The 19,808-nt window shown below is 71.7% G+C and carries 15 protein-coding genes; 8 read left to right on the forward strand and 7 right to left on the reverse strand.

The genetic code is table 11. The annotated features are described in order from the left end of the window. Positions 1-32 precede the first annotated feature (32 nt). Positions 33-1,010, reverse strand: a complete 978-nt coding sequence (gene mbfA, locus ACW9J6_RS16755; RefSeq protein ID WP_457117623.1) for an iron exporter MbfA — start codon at positions 1,008-1,010, stop codon at positions 33-35. Between the two features lie 181 nt (positions 1,011-1,191). Further along, positions 1,192-1,920, reverse strand: coding sequence for a Crp/Fnr family transcriptional regulator (locus tag ACW9J6_RS16760; RefSeq protein ID WP_457117624.1), 729 nt, complete (start codon positions 1,918-1,920; stop codon positions 1,192-1,194). 687 nt (positions 1,921-2,607) lie between these two features. Here ACW9J6_RS16760 and alaS point away from each other — a divergent pair. The 6 genes from alaS (at position 2,608) to ACW9J6_RS16790 (ending at position 10,477) form a co-directional block, all read left to right on the forward strand. After that, positions 2,608-5,268, forward strand: a complete 2,661-nt coding sequence (gene alaS / locus ACW9J6_RS16765; RefSeq protein WP_457117625.1) for an alanine--tRNA ligase — start codon at positions 2,608-2,610, stop codon at positions 5,266-5,268. A 120-nt stretch (positions 5,269-5,388) separates the two neighbouring features. Further along, positions 5,389-5,943: a dTDP-4-dehydrorhamnose 3,5-epimerase gene (gene rfbC / locus ACW9J6_RS16770; protein ID WP_457117626.1), complete on the forward strand. Its 555-nt coding sequence runs from the start codon at positions 5,389-5,391 to the stop codon at positions 5,941-5,943. A 23-nt stretch (positions 5,944-5,966) separates the two neighbouring features. After that, positions 5,967-7,019, forward strand: coding sequence for a dTDP-glucose 4,6-dehydratase (gene rfbB / locus ACW9J6_RS16775; RefSeq protein ID WP_457117627.1), 1,053 nt, complete (start codon positions 5,967-5,969; stop codon positions 7,017-7,019). Between the two features lie 7 nt (positions 7,020-7,026). Continuing rightward, the gene (gene rfbD / locus ACW9J6_RS16780) at positions 7,027-7,920 is read left to right on the forward strand and encodes a dTDP-4-dehydrorhamnose reductase (RefSeq protein WP_457117628.1); all 894 of its coding nucleotides are present in this window, start codon (positions 7,027-7,029) and stop codon (positions 7,918-7,920) included. An 11-nt stretch (positions 7,921-7,931) separates the two neighbouring features. After that, positions 7,932-8,822: a glucose-1-phosphate thymidylyltransferase RfbA gene (gene rfbA / locus ACW9J6_RS16785; RefSeq protein WP_457117629.1), complete on the forward strand. Its 891-nt coding sequence runs from the start codon at positions 7,932-7,934 to the stop codon at positions 8,820-8,822. A gap of 122 nt (positions 8,823-8,944) precedes the next feature. Continuing rightward, a complete protein-coding gene (locus tag ACW9J6_RS16790; RefSeq protein ID WP_457117630.1) occupies positions 8,945-10,477 on the forward strand; it encodes an acyl-CoA carboxylase subunit beta in 1,533 nt (510 codons plus the stop codon). 46 nt (positions 10,478-10,523) lie between these two features. Here the strand turns inward: ACW9J6_RS16790 and ACW9J6_RS16795 are convergent, their stop codons facing one another. From ACW9J6_RS16795 to ACW9J6_RS16805, 3 genes are all read right to left on the reverse strand, one after another. Further along, positions 10,524-11,441, reverse strand: coding sequence for a metallophosphoesterase (locus tag ACW9J6_RS16795; protein WP_457117631.1), 918 nt, complete (start codon positions 11,439-11,441; stop codon positions 10,524-10,526). A 105-nt stretch (positions 11,442-11,546) separates the two neighbouring features. After that, complete coding sequence (locus ACW9J6_RS16800; RefSeq protein WP_457117632.1) at positions 11,547-11,729, reverse strand: hypothetical protein; 183 nt, start codon at positions 11,727-11,729, stop codon at positions 11,547-11,549. A gap of 146 nt (positions 11,730-11,875) precedes the next feature. Then, a complete protein-coding gene (locus ACW9J6_RS16805; protein ID WP_457117633.1) occupies positions 11,876-13,258 on the reverse strand; it encodes an aminotransferase in 1,383 nt (460 codons plus the stop codon). Positions 13,259-13,375: 117 nt separating this feature from the next. Here ACW9J6_RS16805 and ACW9J6_RS16810 point away from each other — a divergent pair, with 117 nt between their 5' ends. After that, positions 13,376-13,912, forward strand: a complete 537-nt coding sequence (locus ACW9J6_RS16810) for a hypothetical protein (protein ID WP_457117634.1) — start codon at positions 13,376-13,378, stop codon at positions 13,910-13,912. Between the two features lie 553 nt (positions 13,913-14,465). Here the strand turns inward: ACW9J6_RS16810 and mdoH are convergent. Both mdoH and ACW9J6_RS16820 read right to left on the reverse strand, forming a co-directional pair. Continuing rightward, positions 14,466-16,604: a glucans biosynthesis glucosyltransferase MdoH gene (gene mdoH, locus ACW9J6_RS16815; protein WP_457117635.1), complete on the reverse strand. Its 2,139-nt coding sequence runs from the start codon at positions 16,602-16,604 to the stop codon at positions 14,466-14,468. Beyond that, a complete protein-coding gene (locus ACW9J6_RS16820; protein WP_457117636.1) occupies positions 16,580-18,238 on the reverse strand; it encodes a glucan biosynthesis protein in 1,659 nt (552 codons plus the stop codon). Before ACW9J6_RS16820 ends, mdoH begins: the two co-directional genes overlap by 25 nt. Positions 18,239-18,388: 150 nt before the next feature. Here ACW9J6_RS16820 and glmU point away from each other — a divergent pair, with 150 nt between their 5' ends. After that, positions 18,389-19,738 carry a bifunctional UDP-N-acetylglucosamine diphosphorylase/glucosamine-1-phosphate N-acetyltransferase GlmU gene (glmU, locus tag ACW9J6_RS16825; protein WP_457117637.1) on the forward strand — a complete coding sequence of 450 codons (1,350 nt, stop codon included), beginning with the start codon at positions 18,389-18,391 and terminating at the stop codon, positions 19,736-19,738. Positions 19,739-19,808 lie beyond the last annotated feature (70 nt).

The following is a 19,808-nucleotide window of genomic DNA, read 5'->3' on the forward strand; positions in this document are numbered from 1 at the left end:
TTGTTGCCCCCTGCGACCGGAAGGCGTCTCGCCTACGCGCTGCCGATCAGGATGCCGGTGGCGAAGACGAGAAGCCCGCCGACCACCACCTGGAACGCCGCCTGCAGGAAGGGCGTGTCCATGTAGCGGGAGCGAATCCACGAGATCGCCCAGAGCTCCAGCAGCACCACCGCCACGGCGAGTCCCGTCGCGATCCGGAAATCGTGGATCAGGTAGGGGAGCGTGTGCCCGATCCCGCCGGCCGTGGTCATCAGCCCGCAGACGATGCCGCGGATCCAGGGCCGGCCCCGGCCGGTCATCGAGCCGTCGTCCGACAAGGCTTCGGCGAAGCCCATCGAGATGCCCGCGCCGAGGGACGCCGCCATGCCGACCAGGAAGGCGTCCCAGCTGTTCTGGGTGGCGAAGGCCGCGGCGAAGACCGGCGCCAGCGTCGAGACCGAGCCGTCCATCAGCCCGGCGAGTCCCGGCTGGATCACCTGCAGCACGAAGAGCCGGCGCGCGGTCTCCGTCTCCTCCTCGCCGGCCTTGCGCTCCGCGCTCGCCTCCAGCCGCGAGGCCATCACCTCGTGCCCGGCCTCGACGTCGGCGAGGTCGCCCAGCAGCTTGCGCACCGTCGGGTCGGTGCAGCGGGAGGCCGCCTCGCGGTAGAAGCGCTGAGTCTCCGCCTCCATGGTCTCGGCGCGGTGGCGCACCGCGGCGATGTCGAAGCTCTCCTGCATCCAGACCGGCTTGCGGCGCACGAAGCCCTTCACGTCCTCGCGGCGGATCAGCGGGATGTGGTCGCCGTAGCGCTCCTGGAACAGGTCGAGGAGCTGCCGGCGATGGTCGCTCTCCGTGCTCGCCATCTCCTGGAAGACCTGGGCGGAGGCGGGGTAGTTCTCCCGGAGGCGCTCCGCGATCTCGCGATAGACCCGGCCGTCCTCCTCCTCGGCCTGGATGGCGAGGGCGAGGACCTCGCGGTCGGACAGTTCGGAGAGGGCCACCTGCGGCCCCGCGGTGAAGAGCGGCATCGCGATCTCGAATGAGGTTGTAATTTAGAATTCCTCTAATTCGAAGGACGACGCGCGTCAACGCTCCCGCCGGCGTCGCGGAACGCGATGAGCGGGTCGGGCGCATGCCTTATCGGGACCCGCGTCCAGCCTGCGCGAAGCGGGTTCTGGGGAAAAGGGGACTGCCCGCCATGGGCAGGGTTCAGGCGTCCAGGCCGAGGGCGTGGGGCGAGCACTCGGAGAGGTAATGCGCGCTGAAGCCCGCGAAGACCTTCAGGCGCCCCGCATCCGGGATCTCCACGCGCCGGCACTTCCAGGTCACCAGCCTCTTGCGCGCCAGGGCCTTGAGGACGCGATTGGCGTGGACGGGCGAGATCCCGACCATATCCGCCAGGTCGGCCTGGGTGATGTCGAGATCGTAACCGGTCTCGTCGGCGAGCCCGATCGCCTGCAGCCGGACGTGCAGCTCGCAGAAGATGTGTGCGAGCTGCTTGTCGGAGCCGCGCCCGGCATTGCAGAGCCATTCCTGCATCGCGCTCACCTTCAGCACGACGTGACTGCGAAGGGCTTCGCTGATGGTCGTGCCGTCCCGCGCCAGCCGCATCGTCGCGCGGGGCGGGAGCCTCGCGATGGTGCAACCCGTCAGCGTGCCCACCGCGTAGCCGAGCGGACGGGCGTCCGGGTGGGGACCGCAGCAGAACTCGCCCGGCAGAATCAGGGCGAGGATTCGCCGGGACCCGTCCGACAGGATGCGGTACAGGCAGGCGATGCCGTCGGTGAGGATGGCGATGCTCTCGACGCCGCAACCGTCGTCGATATCCGTGCGCGCCGGGACGGAGAGTGGCCGCGGCGGCGACGGGAGTGTGAGGCGCCAGCCCTCGGGGATGGAACTCTCGGCGGCTGGCCGGACCGCAGCAGCATGATCAGGCATGGCTCGTCTCCTCGCGCTCGCGTTGCGTTCCCGGAGGCCTCGTCCCCTGTCGCTTCTCGCAGGATGCCGGCTTCGCCGCCGACGGCCCGGCGTGGCAGTCCCATCCGGAATAGGCCGATGCCCGACCTGGGCCGGACGGCGCGCGGGCGGGATTCGACCGATCGCCATGCCCGAACCCGGGTGGCCGTCCCTCCCGTCGCTTGGTCACGGCCCCGCGAGACGCGCCCCGGGGCGGACTGATCTTGGTCGATGCCGTCAGCGCCTTGCATCACTGTCGCATGATCAATGCAAATATCAATCTCGGCTATAAAAAATGTTAATGTGATAGGATTGTAACTGTTAAGACGTTGCAGCCGTGGCTGCTTGCTGACCTCGCAGGTCGAGGAGAAAACTACGGTCGATTGATTTGGACGCAATGCAGAAACGTATCTGTAGTTGAATCGACGTTGTGCATCGCTGTAATCGGGTTGACGCTCGGATCGTGAGCACGCAGCGAGCCGGCACCCCCGCCGACCGGGGCTGCGGCGGCGCTCGCCTCGACACGGCGGAACCGCGTGACTAAGACAGCGGGCGCGAGCCCCGCGTGCTCCTCACGCGACGCCCTTCCTCGCCGGAGGGACGTTCCGTGAGCGGCACAGAGGGGGCTTCCCGTCCACGCCCGCAGCCCCACCCACGAGTCTTCACGCGATGAGCGGCGTCAACGAGATCCGGTCGACCTTCCTCGACTACTTCGCCAAGCACGGTCACGAGGTCGTTCCCTCCTCGCCGCTGGTGCCGCGCAACGACCCAACCCTGATGTTCACGAACGCCGGCATGGTGCAGTTCAAGAACGTCTTCACCGGCGTCGAGAAGCGGCCCTATCAGCGCGCCACCACGGCGCAGAAATGCGTGCGCGCGGGGGGCAAGCACAACGACCTCGACAACGTTGGGTACACGGCGCGCCACCACACCTTCTTCGAGATGCTGGGCAACTTCTCGTTCGGCGACTACTTCAAGCCGCTGGCGATCGAGCTCGCCTGGAACCTCGTCACGAAGGAGTTCGGGCTCGACACGAGCAAGCTGCTGGTCACGGTCTACGCGGACGACGACGACGCGGCGACGCTCTGGCGCAAGATCGCCGGCCTGCCCGACGGCCGCATCATCCGCATCGGCACCTCCGACAACTTCTGGCAGATGGGCGATACCGGCCCGTGCGGGCCGTGCTCGGAGATCTTCATCGATCAGGGTCCGGAGCTGTGGGGCGGCCCGCCCGGCAGCCCCGAGGAGGACGGCGACCGCTTCCTCGAATTCTGGAACCTCGTCTTCATGCAGTACGAGCAGGTCGAGCCGGGCAACCGGGTCGGCCTGCCGCGACCGTCGATCGACACCGGCATGGGCCTGGAGCGCATGGCGGCGATCCTCCAGGGTGTGAAGTCGAACTACGACACGGACCTGTTCCGCAGCCTGATCGACGCGGTGGCCCACCAGGTCGGGCGCCCGCCCGCGGGCACCGAGACCGCCTCCTACCGCGTCATCGCCGACCACCTGCGCGCCTCCTCGTTCCTGGTCGCCGACGGGGTGCTGCCGGGCAACGAGGGCCGCGGCTACGTCCTGCGCCGGATCATGCGGCGGGCCATGCGCCATGCGCAGCTGCTCGGCGCCCGGGACCCGATGATGTACCGGCTCGTCCCGACCCTGGTGCGCGAGATGGGGCAGGCCTATCCGGAACTGGCGCGGGCCGAGTCTCTGATCTCCGAGACGCTGCGACTCGAGGAGACCCGGTTCCGCCGCACCCTGGAGCGGGGCCTGTCGATCCTCGACGCGGAAACCCGCGACCTCTCGGAAGGCCAGAACCTCTCGGGCGAGACCGCCTTCACGCTCTACGACACCTATGGCTTCCCCCTCGACCTGACCCAGGACGCGCTGAAGGCGCGCGGCATCGGCGTCGACACGGACGGCTTCAAGGCCGCGATGGAGCGCCAGCGCGCGGCGGCCCGGGCCGCCTGGGCGGGCTCCGGCGAGGCCGCGACCGAGACCCTGTGGTACGCGCTGCGCGAGCGGGTGGGGGCGACCGAGTTCCTCGGCTACGAGGCCGAGACGGCCGAAGGCGTCGTCACGGCTTTGGTCCGGGGCGGGGCCGAGGTCGAGGCCCTGGCGGCGGGCGAGGAGGGCCTCCTCGTCGTCAGCCAGACGCCCTTCTACGGCGAGTCGGGCGGCCAGGTCGGCGATACCGGCCTCGTGACGGCGGCCGGCCTGCGGGTGCGCGTCACCGATACCGAGAAGAAGCTCGGCGACCTCTTCGTGCACCACGTCACGGTCGAGGAGGGGCGCTTGAGCCTCGGCCAGGCGGTGGAGTTGAGGGTCGACCACGACCGGCGCGCGGCGATCCGCGCGCACCACTCGGCCACCCACCTCCTGCACGAGGCGCTGCGGCAGGTGCTCGGCGACCACGTTGCCCAGAAGGGCTCACTGGTCTCGCCCGAGCGCCTGCGCTTCGACTTCAGCCACCCGAAGCCGATGGGTGACGACGAGGTCGCGACGGTGGAGGGGATCGCCAACCGGGTGCTGCTCCAGAACGGCCCGGTGGTGACGAAGCTGATGGCGGTCGACGACGCGATCGCCACCGGCGCCCGCGCGCTGTTCGGCGAGAAGTACGGCGACGAGGTCCGCGTCGTCTCGATGGGCGAGGGCGAGGCGGCCGACGGCCGTCGGCGCGCCTTCTCGGTGGAGCTCTGCGGCGGCACCCATGTGGGCCGCACCGGCGAGATCGGCCTGATCACCGTGGTGGGCGAGAGCGCCGTCGCGTCGGGCGTGCGCCGCATCGAGGCGATGACCGGGGACGCTGCGCGCCGCCACCTCGCCGAGGAGAGCCGGCGCCTCGCCGCGGTGGCGGGCCTGCTCAAGGTGCCGCCGGCGGAGGCGCCCGAACGCCTCGCCGCCCTCATCGAGGATCGGCGGCGCCTGGAGCGCGAACTGACCGAGGCGCGGCGCAAGCTCGCCATGGGCGGCGGCTCCGCGGCGGAGGATCCGGTGCGCGAGGTCGCCGGCGTGAAGCTGATGGCCCGCGCGGTCGAAGGCGTGGAGATGCGCGACCTCAAGAGCCTCGCGGACGAGGGCAAGAAGCGCCTCGGCTCGGGCGTGGTGGCGATCGTGGGCGTGGCGTCGGACGGGAAGGCCGGCCTCGTGGTCGGCGTCACCGACGACCTCACGGACCGGTTCGACGCGGTGGCCCTGGTCCGGGCCGGGTCCGAGCGGCTCGGCGGCAAGGGCGGCGGCGGGCGCCGCGATATGGCCCAGGCCGGCGGCCCGGACGGGGCGGCGGCCGAGGCGGCGCTCGCGGCGATCGCCGAGGCGCTGGCGGCGGCCTGACCCGCGCGTCCGGCCGGCTTGTCACCGCGGGCGCGAGACAGTAGGGCGCGTATCCTGCGGCAGACGCCGGGTTCCCGGGTCCGGGGCGCGGCCGGCCGGTAGCCGTGGGAGAGGGCGCGCATGCAGGTCGTGGATCAATCCATCCCGGAGGTGAAGCTCGTCATCCCGACCCGGCACGGCGACGCGCGCGGCTGGTTCTCCGAGACCTACCGCGCCGATCTCCTGGCCGAGGCCGGCATCCGCGACGTCTTCATCCAGGACAACCAGTCCTTCTCGGCGCAGGCGGGCACGGTGCGGGGCATCCACTTCCAGACGCCACCCCACGCGCAGGCCAAGCTGGTGCGCGTCGTCTCGGGCGCGGTCCTGGACGTCGCCGTGGACTTGCGCCGCGCCTCGCCGAGTTACGGCCGCCACGTCGCGGTGCGCCTCGACGCCGAGCAGGGCCACCAGCTCTACGTGCCGGTCGGGTTCGGGCACGCCTTCTGCACCCTCGAGCCCGACACGGCCATCGCCTACAAGGTCTCGGGCGGCTACTACAGCCGCGCCCATGACGGCGCGGTGCTGTGGAACGACCCGGCGATCGGGATCGACTGGCCGGTCTCCGCTGCAGAAGCGGTCCTGTCCGACAAGGACCGGACCGCCCGGCCGCTCGCCGAGCTTCCGGCCCTCTTCTGACGCCCCGAACGGAGGTCCCTTCGATGCGAATCCTCGTCACGGGCGGCTGCGGGTTCATCGGGTCGGCCCTGGTCCTGCACCTCGTGCGCGACCTCGGCCACGAGGTGCTCACCCTCGACGCCCTGACCTACGCGGCGAACCCGGCCTCGCTCCTGCCCCTCAGGGACGAGGCCCGCCACCGGCTTGCGCAGGCCGACATCTGCGATCCGGAGCGCGTCGGCGCGCTCTTCGCGGAGTTCCGGCCGCAGGCGGTGATGCACCTCGCGGCCGAGAGCCACGTCGACCGCTCCATCACCGGGCCGGCTGCCTTCATCCGCACCAACGTGGTCGGCACCCAGGTGATGCTGGAGGCGGCCCGCGCGCACCATGCCGCCCTGCCCGGGGACGAGAAGGCGGGTTTCCGCTTCCTTCACGTCTCGACGGACGAGGTCTACGGGTCCCTGCCGCCGGGCGGCTTCTTCACGGAGGCGAGCCGCTACGACCCGCGCTCGCCCTACTCGGCCTCCAAGGCCGGCTCCGACCATCTGGCCCGGGCCTGGCACGAGACCTACGGCCTGCCGGTGATGGTGACCAACTGCTCGAACAATTACGGGCCGCGGCACTTCCCCGAGAAGCTGATCCCGCTGATGATCCTCAACGCGCTGGAGGGCAAGCCGCTGCCGGTCTACGGCGACGGGCAGAACGAGCGCGACTGGATCCACGTCGAGGACCACGCGCGCGGCCTCGTCGCGGCTTTGCAGCGGGGACGCCCCGGCGAGACCTACCTGCTCGGCGGCCGGGCGGTGCGCAGCAACCTCGCCGTGGTGCGCACGCTCTGCGCGGTCTTCGACCGGCTGCGCCCGGAGGAGGGGCCGCACGAGCGGCTGATCACCTTCGTGGCCGACCGGCCGGGCCACGACCGGCGCTACGCGATCGACCCGGCCAAGGCCGAGGCGGAACTCGGCTGGCGTCCGACCCGGAGCTTCGAGCAGGCCCTGGAGGATACGGTCCGCTGGTACCTCGACAACCGCGACTGGTGGCAGCCGATCCGCGAGGGCCGGTACGCCGGCGAGCGGCTCGGCCTGACCGCTTCGTGAGGCCGGCATGCGCGCGATCTTGATCCTGGGCGGGGCGGGCCAGGTCGGCACCGCGCTGCGGGAGCATGCCTGGCCGGCGGATGTCGCGCTCCATGCGCCCGCCCGCGAGGCCCTCGACATCACCGACGAGGCCGCGATCACGGCCGCCCTCGCGGAGAGGACCTACACGGCGGTGATCAACGCGGCCGCCTACACGGCGGTGGACAAGGCCGAGAGCGAGGTCGCGGCCGCCTGGCGGCTGAACGCGCTCGCCCCGGCGCTTCTCGCCGCCGCGACCGCGCGGGCCGGAATCCCCCTCGTCCAGGTCTCGACCGACTACGTGTTCGACGGCACGGGGTCGGGCGCTTACGCCCCCGACGCGCCGATCAACCCGACGAGCGTCTACGGGGCGAGCAAGGCGGCGGGCGAACTCGCCGTGCGCACGGCCAACCCGCGCCACGCGGTGGTGCGGACCGCCTGGGTGGTCAGCCCGCACCGGGCGAACTTCGTGAAGACGATGCTGCGGCTCGCGGGCGAGCGCGACGGCTTGCGCGTGGTCGACGACCAGCGCGGCTGCCCGACCGCGGCCGCGGATCTCGCGGCGGCGCTCGCGGTGGTGGCGCTGCGCCTCGCCGAGGACCCGGCTTCCCCGTCCGGCACCTACCACTGCGTGAATGCCGGCGCGACCACGTGGTGCGGCTTCGCCCGGGCGATCATGGAGGGGGCGCGGGCGCGGGGCGTGCGCGCCGTCCCTGTCGAGGCGATCCCGAGTTCCGCCTACCCGACCCCGGCCCGGCGGCCGGCCAATTCCGAACTCTCGACCGCGACGCTCACCCGCGACTTTCGCATCGCGCCGCGGCCCTGGCCGGAGGCGCTCGACGCGATCCTCGACCGGCTGATCGGCCCGGCGCGTCCGGCCTGAGGAGATTTTTCATGAAGGGCATCGTGCTCGCCGGCGGGTCCGGCACCCGGCTCCACCCGGCCACGCTCGCCATCAACAAGCAGCTGCTGCCGGTCTACGACAAGCCGATGATCTACTATCCGGTCTCGGTCCTGATGCTGGCCGGGATCCGGGAGATTTTGATCATCTCCAGCCCCGAGCACCTCGACAACTACAAGCGCCTGTTCGGAACGGGCGAGCAGTTCGGGGTCAGCTTCTCCTACGCGGTGCAGCCGCGGCCGGAGGGGCTGGCCCAGGCCTTCGTGATCGGCCGCGACTTCGTCGGGAGCGACCCGGTCGCCCTGATCCTCGGCGACAACCTGTTCTTCGGGGCGGGCCTGCGGGCCCTGCTGGCGCGGGCCTGCGCCCGGGAGGACGGGGCGACGGTCTTCGCCTACCACGTCGACCACCCGGAGGCCTACGGCGTCGTCAACCTCGACGCCGCGGGGCGCCCGACCAAGCTCGTGGAGAAGCCGAAAGTGCCGGAATCGACCTGGGCGGTCACCGGCCTCTACTTCTACGACAACCAGGTGCTCGACATCGCGGCGGCGGTGAAGCCCTCGGCGCGGGGCGAGCTCGAGATCACCGACGTGAACCAGGCTTACCTGGAGCGCGGTCAGCTGCGGGTGGAATGCATGTCGCGCGGCTACGCGTGGCTCGACACAGGCACCCACGACAGCCTGCTGGAGGCCGGCGAGTTCGTGCGCGTGATCCAGAGCCGGCAAGGCATGCAGGTCGCCTGCCTGGAGGAGATTGCCTACCTGCAGGGCTTCATCCCGCGCGAGCAGGTGGCGGCGCGGGGCGAACTCTTCGCCAAGACCAATTACGGCCAGTACCTGTTACGGCTCGCCCGCCAGGACCAAGCGGGCCTGCCGCCGCTCTGACGAGGGCGGCGTCTCCGCCCTCCGGCCGGTTTTGCGGCGCGGTGGGTGCGTGCTAGAGCCGCGTCCACAAGTACCGCCAAGCCTCCCGGCTCCCGGCGCCCGACACAGACAGGCGGCAGGCAATGAAGGACATCCTCGATCGGCTGGACCAGCGGCGCGCCCAGGCCCGGCTCGGCGGCGGCGAGAGCCGCGTCGCGGCCCAGCACAAGCGCGGCAAGCTCACCGCGCGGGAGCGCATCGAACTCCTCCTCGACACCGGCTCGTTCGAGGAATTCGACATGTTCGTGCAGCACCGGTCGAGCGATTTCGGGATGGAGGCGCAGAAGATCCCGGGCGACGGCGTGGTGACCGGCTGGGGCACCATCAACGGCCGCACCGTCTTCGTGTTCTCCAAGGACTTCACGGTCTTCGGCGGCTCGCTCTCCGAGGCGCATGCCCAGAAGATCATCAAGGTCCAGGACATGGCGCTCAAGATGCGCGCCCCGATCATCGGTCTGTTCGATGCCGGCGGCGCCCGCATCCAGGAGGGCGTCGCGGCGCTCGGCGGCTACGGCGAGGTGTTCAAGCGCAACGTGCTCGCCTCCGGCGTGATCCCGCAGATCTCGGTGATCATGGGGCCGTGCGCGGGCGGCGACGTCTACTCGCCGGCCATGACCGACTTCATCTTCATGGTGCGCGACACCAGCTACATGTTCGTGACCGGGCCGGACGTGGTCAAGACCGTGACCAACGAGGTCGTCACCGCGGAGGAACTCGGCGGCGCCAAGGTCCACACCACCAAGTCCTCGATCGCGGACGGCTCCTACGACAACGACGTCGAGGCGCTGCTGCAGATCCGCCGCCTGATGGATTTCCTGCCCGCCAACAACCTCGAGGGCGTGCCGGAGATCGAGAGCTTCGACGACCCGCTGCGGCTCGACAAGAGCCTCGACACCCTGGTCCCGGACAACCCGAACAAGCCCTACGACATGGGCGAGCTCATCCGGCGGGTGGTCGACGAGGGCGATTTCTTCGAGATCCAGGCCGCCTTCGCGAAGAACATCATCACGGGCTTCGCGCGGATCGAGGGGCGCACGGTGGGCCTCGTCGCCAACCAGCCGATGGTGCTGGCGGGCGTGCTCGACGCGGACGCCTCGCGCAAGGCGGCGCGCTTCGTGCGCTTCTGCGACGCCTTCGGCATCCCGATCGTCACCTTCGTGGACGTCCCGGGCTTCCTGCCGGGCACCGCCCAGGAATATGGCGGGCTCATCAAGCACGGCGCCAAGCTGCTCTTCGCCTACAGCGAGGCGACCGTGCCGCTCGTCACGGTGATCACCCGCAAGGCCTTCGGCGGCGCCTACGACGTCATGGCCTCCAAGCACATCGGCGGCGACGTGAACTACGCCTGGCCGAGCGCGCAGATCGCCGTGATGGGGGCCAAGGGCGCGGTGGAGATCATCTTCCGGCAGGACCTGGGCGATCCCGACAAGATCGCGGCGCGCACGGCGGAGTACGAGGAGCGCTTCATGTCGCCCTTCGTGGCGGCGGAGCGGGGCTACATCGACGAGGTGATCATGCCCCACTCGACCCGGCGCCGGGTGGCTCGGGCGCTGGCGATGCTGCGCACCAAGGAGAGCGAGCAGCCCTGGAAGAAGCACGACAACATCCCGCTCTGACGCAGCGGAGCCCGCCGCTCAGACTTGGCCGCTCAGACTTGGCCGCTCAGACTTGGCCGGCGGGCCGCTCCCCGCCGAGATCGACGAGGACGATCTCGGGCGGCACGCCGATCCGCACCGGCAGCCGGCTGAGGCCGAGCCCGCCCGAGACGATCAGGTGCCGGTCCTGCTCCACCACGTGGCCGTAGATGTAGCGCTGTCCGTAGCGGGAGGGCGAGGCGGGCGCGTAGCCGAGGATGCGCACCTGCCCGCCATGGGTGTGGCCGGACAGGGTGAGCGCGACCCGCCCCGGCACCCTCGGGAAGATGTCCGGCTCGTGCGCCATCAGCAGCACCGGCGCGTCGTCGGTCACCGCCGCGAGGGTGGCGGGCAGGTCGGCGAGGCTGCGGGGATTGCCGCGGTGCAGGAACGGCTCCTGGTCGGCGAGACCGGCGAGCCAGAAGGGCTGGCCGTCCTTGGTCAGGCGCGTCGCGGCGTTCTCCAGGACCGGAATGCCCTGCGCCTCCAGGGCCCGGCGCGCCTCGACGGGGCCGCGCATCGCCGCCTGCGCCCGGGGATCGTCCCACCAATCGTGGTTGCCGAGGATCGCGTGGATGCCGAGGGGAGCCTTCAGCGCCGTGAGGCGCTTGGCGAAATCCGTCAGCGGCACCCGGCGCAGGGCGACCGGCCGCGACCCGGGATAGTCGCCGAGCAGCAGGATCAGGTCCGGCGCGAGCGCGTTCGTCGCCGCGATGATCGCCTCGACGCGGCCGAGGGACATCCAGGGATCGCCCACGTGGAAATCGGCCAGGGCGGCGATGCGCAGGCGCAGGCCGGACGGCCAGTGCGTCGGCCGCGGCGCGTAGGGCGTCACCACCAGGCGCCACGCGGGCTCGACCGCGACAGCGTAGCCGGCCGCCGCGCCCGCGAGCGCGAGGCCGGCGGAGCCCGTCAGGATCTGTCGCCGGCTCGGCAGGATCAGCATCGGCGCGGGACCTCGTCGGCCGCGGGGGCGGGAGACTCCGCGCGCCTGTCGAAGGGGAAAGGGAGAAGCGTTAAGATCCCGTCATCCGCGCGCGGTTGCGCCCGGTCAATCACCGGTCTCGTGCTCGTGGCGGATCGGCGGGCGCGGGCTGCGCTTCGGCTTGGCTCCGGCGGCCCGCGCGGCGGCCGCGACGGCCGGCAGGGCCAGGGGGCGGAAGCTCGCCGCCGCGCCTTGCGCCTGCGCGCGGCTGCGGGTCGCGACGGCCGGGCTCTGCGTGTGCGATGCCATTCCTGATTTCCTCTCGTCACCCCGGCTCTCCTCGGCCGGTCCCTCCGTTATGCGGCGGAACGGGACGGGCGTCGGGCGCGATCGCGGCGGGGCGGGGGCAAGATGGCGGCGCCCCCGCCGCAGACCTGGACGAGAGATGAACGGCGTCAGGCCGCGGTCAGGGCCTGCTCATGGACCCAGGCGGCGGTCCGGTCGAGGGCGCGGGTCAGCCGGTCGAACAGGGCGTCGATCTCGTCGGGCGCGATGACCAGCGGCGGGCAGATCGCGACCCGGTCGCCCGCCAGGAAGCGGACGATCAGGCCCTCGGCCTGCGCGAAGGCGACGCAGCGCGCCGCGACGCCGGCCTTCGGCTCGTACTGGCGCTTCGTCGCCTTGTCGGCCACGAGTTCGATGCCGCCGATCAGGCCGATGCCGCGCGCCTCGCCGACGAGCGGGTGGTCGGCGAGGGCGGTGAGGCGCCGCTGGAAGTGCGGCGCCTTCTCGGCCGCGGCCTCGACGAGGCGGTCGCGCCGGTAGATCTCCAGCGCCTTGATGGCGACCGCGCAGGCGACGGGGTGTCCCGAATAGGTGGTGCCGTGCCCGAAGGTGCCGATCTTGCGGCTCTCGTCGAGCATCGCTTGGTAGAGGGGCTCCTCCACGGTGAGGCCGCCGAGCGGCATGTAGGCGGAGGTGACGGCCTTGGCGAAGGACAGGCTGTCCGGCCGCATCGCCATCGTCTCGGCGCCGAACCACGTGCCGAGCCGGCCGAAGCCGCAGATCACCTCGTCGGCGATGAAGCGGATGTCGTAGGCCGCCAGCACCTTGCCGATCGCCGCGTAGTAGCCCTGCGGCGGCACGATCGCGCCGCCGGCCCCGAGCACCGGCTCGGCGATGAAGGCCGCCACCGTGTCGGGGTCCTCGCGCTGGATCAGGGCGTCGAGCTCCGCCGCGAGCCGAGCCGAGAACGCCTCCTCGCTCTCGCCGGGCTGCGCCCCGCGGTAATGGTGCGGGCAGGGGGCGTGCAGGAAGCCCGGCAGCGGCAGGTCCCAATCCGCGTGGTTCGCGGGAAGTCCCGTGAGCGAGGCCGAGGCCACCGTGACGCCGTGGTAGCCCTTGGTGTGGCTGATGATCTTCTTCTTGCGCGGGCGGCCGAGCGCGTTGTTGAGGTACCAGGTGAGCTTCACCTGGGTGTCGTTCGCCTCCGAGCCCGACGAGGTGAAGAACACCTTCGAGACCGGGATCGGGGCGAGTTCCTTCAGCGTCTCGGCGAGTTCGATCGCCGGGTCGTGGCTGCGGCCGGAGAACAGGTGCGTGAAAGGCAGCCGCGCCATCTGCTCGCGGGCGGCCTCGACCAGCTCCTCGTTGGAGTAGCCGAGCGCCGTGCACCACAGGCCCGCCATGCCCTCGAGATAGGGGCGACCGTCGGTGTCGTAGACCCAGACGCCGTGCCCGCGGTCCAGCACCAGCGGTCCCGACTCGCGGAACAGCGCGAGGTTCGTGTAGGGATGGATGAGGGTTTCGACGTCGCGGGCGGCGAGGTTTGAGAGCATCGGGTCTGCGCTTTCCTGGCGAGGCGTGGGCCGGACGGCTGGAAGACCGGCGCGCCGCCACATTAGCGGCGCGATGCCCCCGCACCAAGGCGGCCCGCGCATACGACCCCCTCAGGCATGACCGATCCCGCTGAACTCGTCACCCAACCCGCCCCGGGCCGCTCCTGCGGCGCCTGCACCCTCTGCTGCAAGGTCTTCGACGTGCCGGCGGTGGAGAGCGTCGCGGGCGAGTGGTGCCGTCACGCCTTGGTGGGCCGCGGCTGTTCCATCCACGCGACCCGCCCCGGCCATTGCCGCGCCTTCCACTGCCTCTGGATGACGGAGGGCTGGCTCGGCCCCGAATGGAAGCCCGACCGCGCCAAGATGGTGCTGACCCTCGACCCGGTGACGCGCTTCCTCCAGGTCCAGGTCGATCCCGGGCAGGCCGGGATGTGGAAGCGCGCGCCCTATTACGACCAGATCAAGCGCTGGGCCGTGGCCTCGCTCGCGCAGAAGCGGCACGTGATCGTGTTCGTGAACCGGCACGCGACGGTGATCCTGCCCGACCGCGACGTGCCGCTCGGCGAGTTCGCGCCGGGGGACCGGCTGGTGTCCCGCGAGCGCATGACGCCGAAGGGCCTCGTGATCGACGTGGAGCGGGTGCGGGCGGCGTGAGGGCGTTCCGCGCCTGACCCCACGCCCGCGGGAGCATGGTTGCCCGGGCAAGATCGGAGGCCCCTTTTAAGGCGCTTTGGTCTCGAAAAGCGTTACTTCGACAATAAACTACGCCATTCCAGCCGGCGCGGGATCCCCTCTCCCACTCGGGCTAGCGGATTCATAGAACGTGAAAAATAAAACAGGGCAGATACTTGCGTCGACACACGATGGTTCCCGGATGTGGCGCGGGGAACCCCTCTCCCGTGCGGGAGAGGGGCAGGGGATCGGAGATCCCGCGTGAGGGTCCAGGTGGTTCAGCAAGTATTCTGAAGCGTCCCGCTGCCAGCACGACCGTCTTCGCTTGATGACGGCACGGTCCGGGACCCTCACCCCTACCCCTCTCCCGCACGGGAGAGGGGATCCCGCGGGTCTCCTCGGTTCCGTTCAAGCAACTGCGAAAGAAGCGCTTCTTTGATGCCGAGAGGCGATGTGTGAACACATTAGCCCACTCGGGAGAAGGGAGACGTCCCTCGCATCGTCCCCGGACTGCCGTGCGGCAGGGCGGGACGAGTCAGGTCCCGGTCAGCCGGCCCAGCCGCTCCACCAGGGCGGGGTCGTGCAGGGCGGCCATCCGCTCCTTCGGCGTGAGCCAGGCGGCCGCCTCCTCGGACCGCGTCGCCTCGGCGAGCTTCGCCGCGGCCACGACCCGGTCCGCGTCCACGGCCCCCCGCTTGCGGGGCGCGGGCGCGGGCAGCATCGCGAGGTGGCCCTCGCGCAGGACGGGGTCCTCGCTCAGCGCCTCGACCGCGTCCGCGTCGTCGAAACCGCGGGCGGCGTTCTCGCTCGCCAGCGCCTTCGCGGCCAGCGCGATCGGCGGCGGCACGCGCTCCTCGGGCGTCATCAGCAGGCCAAGCCGCTTGAGGGCGAGGCCCCAGGCCAGCTGCCCGCTCGCCCAGGAGATCGGGATCGCCAGGACGAGGCCGAGGATCGTCGGCGACATCCACAGGAACAGCGAGGTCGCGATCGCGAAGGCGGCCGCCCCCGAGACGAACCCGAGCAACGTGTGCCAGCGGTGGCGCCGCACGATGTCGCGGAAGGGGATCGAGCCGTCGTCGCGCCGCTGCGGGTTCCAGCCCGTGTCGCGGCCGAGCAGGATCTGCACCACGGAGCCCGACTGGATCAGCATCGCGATCGGCGCGATCAGGGCCGAGAGCAGCGTCTCGATCAGCGCGGACAGGATGAGCCGCGCCGCGCCGCCGCTCGCGCGGCGCACCGCCCCGTCGAGGAGAGCGAGGATCAGCCCGAACAGCTTCGGGGCGAGCAGGATCCCCATGGTCAGCCCGAAGAGCTGGAGCGCGCGCACCGGGTCGAAGCGCGGCCAGATCGGGTAGAGCCGGAACTCGCTCGGGAAGTATTCGGGCCGGATATAGGCGGTCTGCAGCGCCAGGGCGACACCGACCACGAGCTGCGCCGCCCAGAGCGGGGAGGCGAGGTAGCCGGCGATGCCGGTCGCGAAGTGCTGGCGCGAGGGCAGCTTCAGCCCCGCGGCCGTGATGATCCGCGCGTGCTGGAGATTGCCCTGCGCCCAGCGCCGGTCGCGCACGGCGATGTCGATCAGCGAGGGGGGGCTCTCCTCGTAGGAGCCGGCGAGGTCGGGGAGCATGGTGACGCTCCAGCCGCCGCGCCGGATCAGCGCCGCCTCGACGAAGTCGTGGCTGAGCACGTGGCCGCCGAAGGGCGGCTTGCCGGGCAGGTCCGGCAGGCCGCACTGCTCCGCGAAGGCGCGGGTGCGGATGATGGCGTTGTGGCCCCAGTAATTGCCGTCCCGCCCCGACCACAGGGCGAGGCCGGTGGCGATCACCGGCCCGTAGATGCGCGCCGCGAATTGCTGCACGCGGGCGAACAGCGTGTTGCGGTTGATGATCAGCGGCAGGGATTGGATGATCCCGGCATCCGGATCCGCCTCCATGGCGGCCGCGAGCCGCACCACGCAGTCGCCGCTCATCAGGCTGTCGGCGTCGAGCACCAGCATGTGGTCGTAGTGGCCGCCCCAGCGGGTGACGAAATCCGCGATGTTGCCGGCCTTGCGGTGGTGGTTCTTCGGCCGGTGGCGGTAATACAGGCGGGCCTCCGGTCCGAGCTTGTCCCGCAGGGCCAGGAAGGCGCGCTCCTCGGCGATCCAGGCATCGGCCTGGGTGGAATCCGACAGGATCCAGTAATCGAACCGCTCCCCCTGGCCCGTGGCCTCGATCGAGGCGCGGATCGCCTCGACGGCCGCGAAGGTGCGGGACGTCGCCTCGTTGTAGACCGGCATCACGACGGCGGTGCGCCGCATCAGCGGAGCCGGCGGCGCCGCGGGCGGGCGGCGGCGCAGCAGCGCCCCGAAGCCCAGCAGCGCCGAGGTGAAGGCCAGTGCGATCCAGGAGAAGTTCAGCGTGAACAGCAGCAGTAGGAGCAGCTGCAGGACCGTCGCGCTGCCCGCGACCGACACCACCTCGTACATCTCGTAGGCGCCGTAGGCGGTCAGCAGCAGCGCCGCCCCGAACACGAACAGCCGCGCCGCCCGCGGCGACGGGTGCGGCGCGCCGCGATGCGCGCGCTCCGGCGACCAGCGGCGCAGGTCCTGCACCGGCATCGCGAGCGGCGCCTCGGGCAGAACCGCCGGGGCGGGGGACGCCGGCGGCGTCAGGGGGTCCAACGAAACAGCCATGTCTCACTGACGGGTTGGTCGCCGTTCTTGACGACGAGGCGCATCTCGCAGGCGGTCTCGCCGCCCGGGTCGAGTTCGAAGGCGGCGCGCACCGTCTTGCGCTCCGGGTACAGGTAGAGGAGGGGCCGGACCTGGGGATCGCTCTTGGCCGGCGCCGCGTCGGGCTTGGGCTCCACGATCGATCCCGGCGAGGCCGTGACCGCGAGGGTCAGCGCCTCCGGCTTTACTTCGGGCGCGAACAGCGCGTCGCCGGTGAAGTCGACGAGGAAGCGGCGGCGCTTGCCCGAGGCGCCCTTGCCCACCCGCGTGCCGGTGCAGCGCGCGAGCGGCGGCGCGCCCGGGATGTCCCAGCACCAGAACTGCCGGTAGCTGAAGGCCGTCTCCTTCGCGACCGGGTCCTTGGGCCGCCAATAGGCGATGATGTTCTCGTTGACCTCCGACTCGCTCGGGATCTCGATGAGCTGCACCGCGCCCGCGCCCCAGCCGTGCTGCTCCTGGCCCGGCTGCCAGGTGCTGAAGGGCTCGATCCACAGGCTCGGGCGGCGCTCCCAATGCTGCACGTCGTCCTGGTAATCTGCGTAGGCGCGGTGCCGCTGCACGAGGCCGAACCCCTTGGGGTCCTGGTCGAGGAAGGAGGAGATCTGCAGCGTCTCGGGGTTCTGCACCGGCCGCCACAGGGCCTCGCCGCCGCCGTTGCTCATCTGCAGGCCGCCGACCTCGTGGGCGGCCGGGCGGGGGTCGTCGACGTTGCGCCGGTCGGCCGGCCCGAACAGGAAGGCCCCGGTCATCCCACCGATCCCGACATGGTCGAGGGGCGTGCGCGGGCAGAGCGTCGCCTCGATGTCGACGATGGTGGCGTCGCCGGGCCTCAGCGTCATGTGCAGGGCGGCGGCGGCCGAGTCCGAGTCGATGAGCGCGTGGATCACGATCTGCCCGCTCGCCGGCCCCGGCCGCTCCAGCCAGAAGGCGCGGAACATCGGGAATTCCTCCCCGCGGGCCTCGGCCGGGCGAAGCGTCAGGGCGCGGGCGGTGATCCCGTAGCTCTGGCCCGCCGCCAGCGCGCGGAAGAAGGACGCGCCCTGGAAGATCGCGCAATCGGCGGGCTTGCCGCCCCCGAAGCTGCCGTAGAGCCGGAAGCCCGAGAAGCCGAGGTCCCGCCCGGCCTCCGGCGGCGCCACTTTGCGGAACTCGAACAGGTCGCGGTTGTAGGGGATGCGCCGGACGACCCCGTCCTCCACCGTATGCAGGGCGACCGGGTTCGTGAACAGGTAGCCCCGATGCAGGGGCTCGACGACGAAGCCGCGGTCCTCGCCGTGCCAGAGCAGCAGCTCGGGCTTGGGCCGGATGCCGATATACTGCTCGTAGCTCAGCTTGCCGAAGCCGTCCGGGAGATCGTTCGCCGGGGCCGCGTAGGGCTTGGCCGCCAGCGACCGGGCGAGGGCCACGATCGCGGCGGCATCGAACCGCGCCCCGTCGCCCAGCGGCGGGGCCGGCGGCGCGTCCTCCGCCCGGGCGTCGGCGGCCGGGCCGAGCGCGCTCGCCGCGAGGCCGCCCGCGAGCGCCAGCACCGCGCGCCGGTCGGGGCGGGTTCCGTCATCGGCCGGCCGTAGCGGGGCGGGCAGTCTGTCCGTCATGCGCATCCGTTCCGGGAGGGTCGCCGGGGGTTTACCACGCCCGGACCTGAACCCGGGGTTAAGATCGATCGTTCCCGGCGGCCTGGGGTTTGCCCGTCTGGCCGCGATTCGGCTAGATCCCCCGCGACCCGCACCCGGACGATGAGCCCGATGACCCCGATTCCGACCCCCTCCGGCGCCCGCTCGCTGCTCTGCGTCGTCCTCGCGGCCGGCAAGGGCACGCGGATGCGCTCGGACCTGCCCAAGGTCCTGCACCCGCTGGCCGGACGGCCGATGCTGGCCCACGTGCTCGCCGCCGCGCGGGCGGCGGGGGCGACCGGGATCGCGGTGGTGGCCGAGCCGGGCCGGACCGACGTGGCCGCGGCGGCGGCGGCGGCCGCGCCGGGGGCCGAGGTCTTCCCGCAGGCCGAGCGCCTGGGCACCGCGCATGCGGTGCTGGCCGCCCGTGCGGCCCTGGAGGCGGGGCACGACGACGTGCTCGTCGCCTTCGGGGACACCCCGCTGATCCGTCCCGAGACCCTCGCGCGCCTGAGAGCCCCCCTGGCGGACGGCGCGGCGGTGGCGGTGCTCGCCTTCGAGGCGGCCGACCCGTCCGGCTACGGCCGCGTGCTGACGGAGGGCGACCGCGTCCTGGCGATCCGCGAGGAGAAGGATGCGAGCCCGGCCGAGCGCGCCGTCACCCTCAGCAATGCGGGCCTGATGGCCCTGTCCGGCCGGCACGCCCTCGCGCTCCTCGACCGCATCGGCAACGCCAACGCGGCCGGGGAGTACTACCTCACCGACGCGCCGGCGCTGGCGGTGGCAGAGGGCCTGCGCGCCGCGGTCGTGATCGTGCCGGAGGCCGAGGCGCAGGGCGTCAACGACCGGGTCCAGCTCGCGGCCGCCGAGGCGGCGATCCAGGGCCGCCTGCGGCGCGAGGCGATGCTCGCCGGCGCCACGCTGATCGCGCCCGAGACCGTGTTCCTCAGCCACGACACCCGGCTCGGCCGCGACACCGTCGTGGAGCCGCATTGCGTGTTCGGGCCCGGTGTCACGGTGGGGGAGGGCTGCGTGATCCACGCCTTCTCGCACCTGGAACAGGCCTCCCTGGCGCCTGGCGTCCAGATCGGGCCCTACGCCCGCCTGCGGCCCGGCGCCGTGCTGGAGACGGGCGCGCGGATCGGCAACTTCGTCGAGGTGAAGAACGCCGCCATCGGCCCGGGCGCCAAGGTCAACCACCTTTCCTATGTCGGCGACGCCGAGGTCGGGGCGAAGGCCAATCTCGGGGCGGGCACCATCACCTGCAACTACGACGGCGTTCACAAGCACCGGACGGTGATCGGCGAGAGGGCCTTCGTGGGCTCGAACTCCGCCCTGGTCGCGCCGGTGACGATCGGAGCGGGCGCCTATGTGGGCTCGGGGTCGGTGGTCACGCAGGACGTGCCGGCCGAGGCGCTCGCGATCGCCCGCGGCCGCCAGGTCGTCAAGCCCGGCTGGGCGCGCGGCAAGGGCAAGGCCTGAGGGCCCGCTTCGCGCGGCGCAGACCCGCGGCCGCACGCATGGACGGGGCGCCCGCCCGTCCGGCCGGGAC

It is taken from the genome of Methylobacterium sp. JK268, from assembly GCF_054052225.1.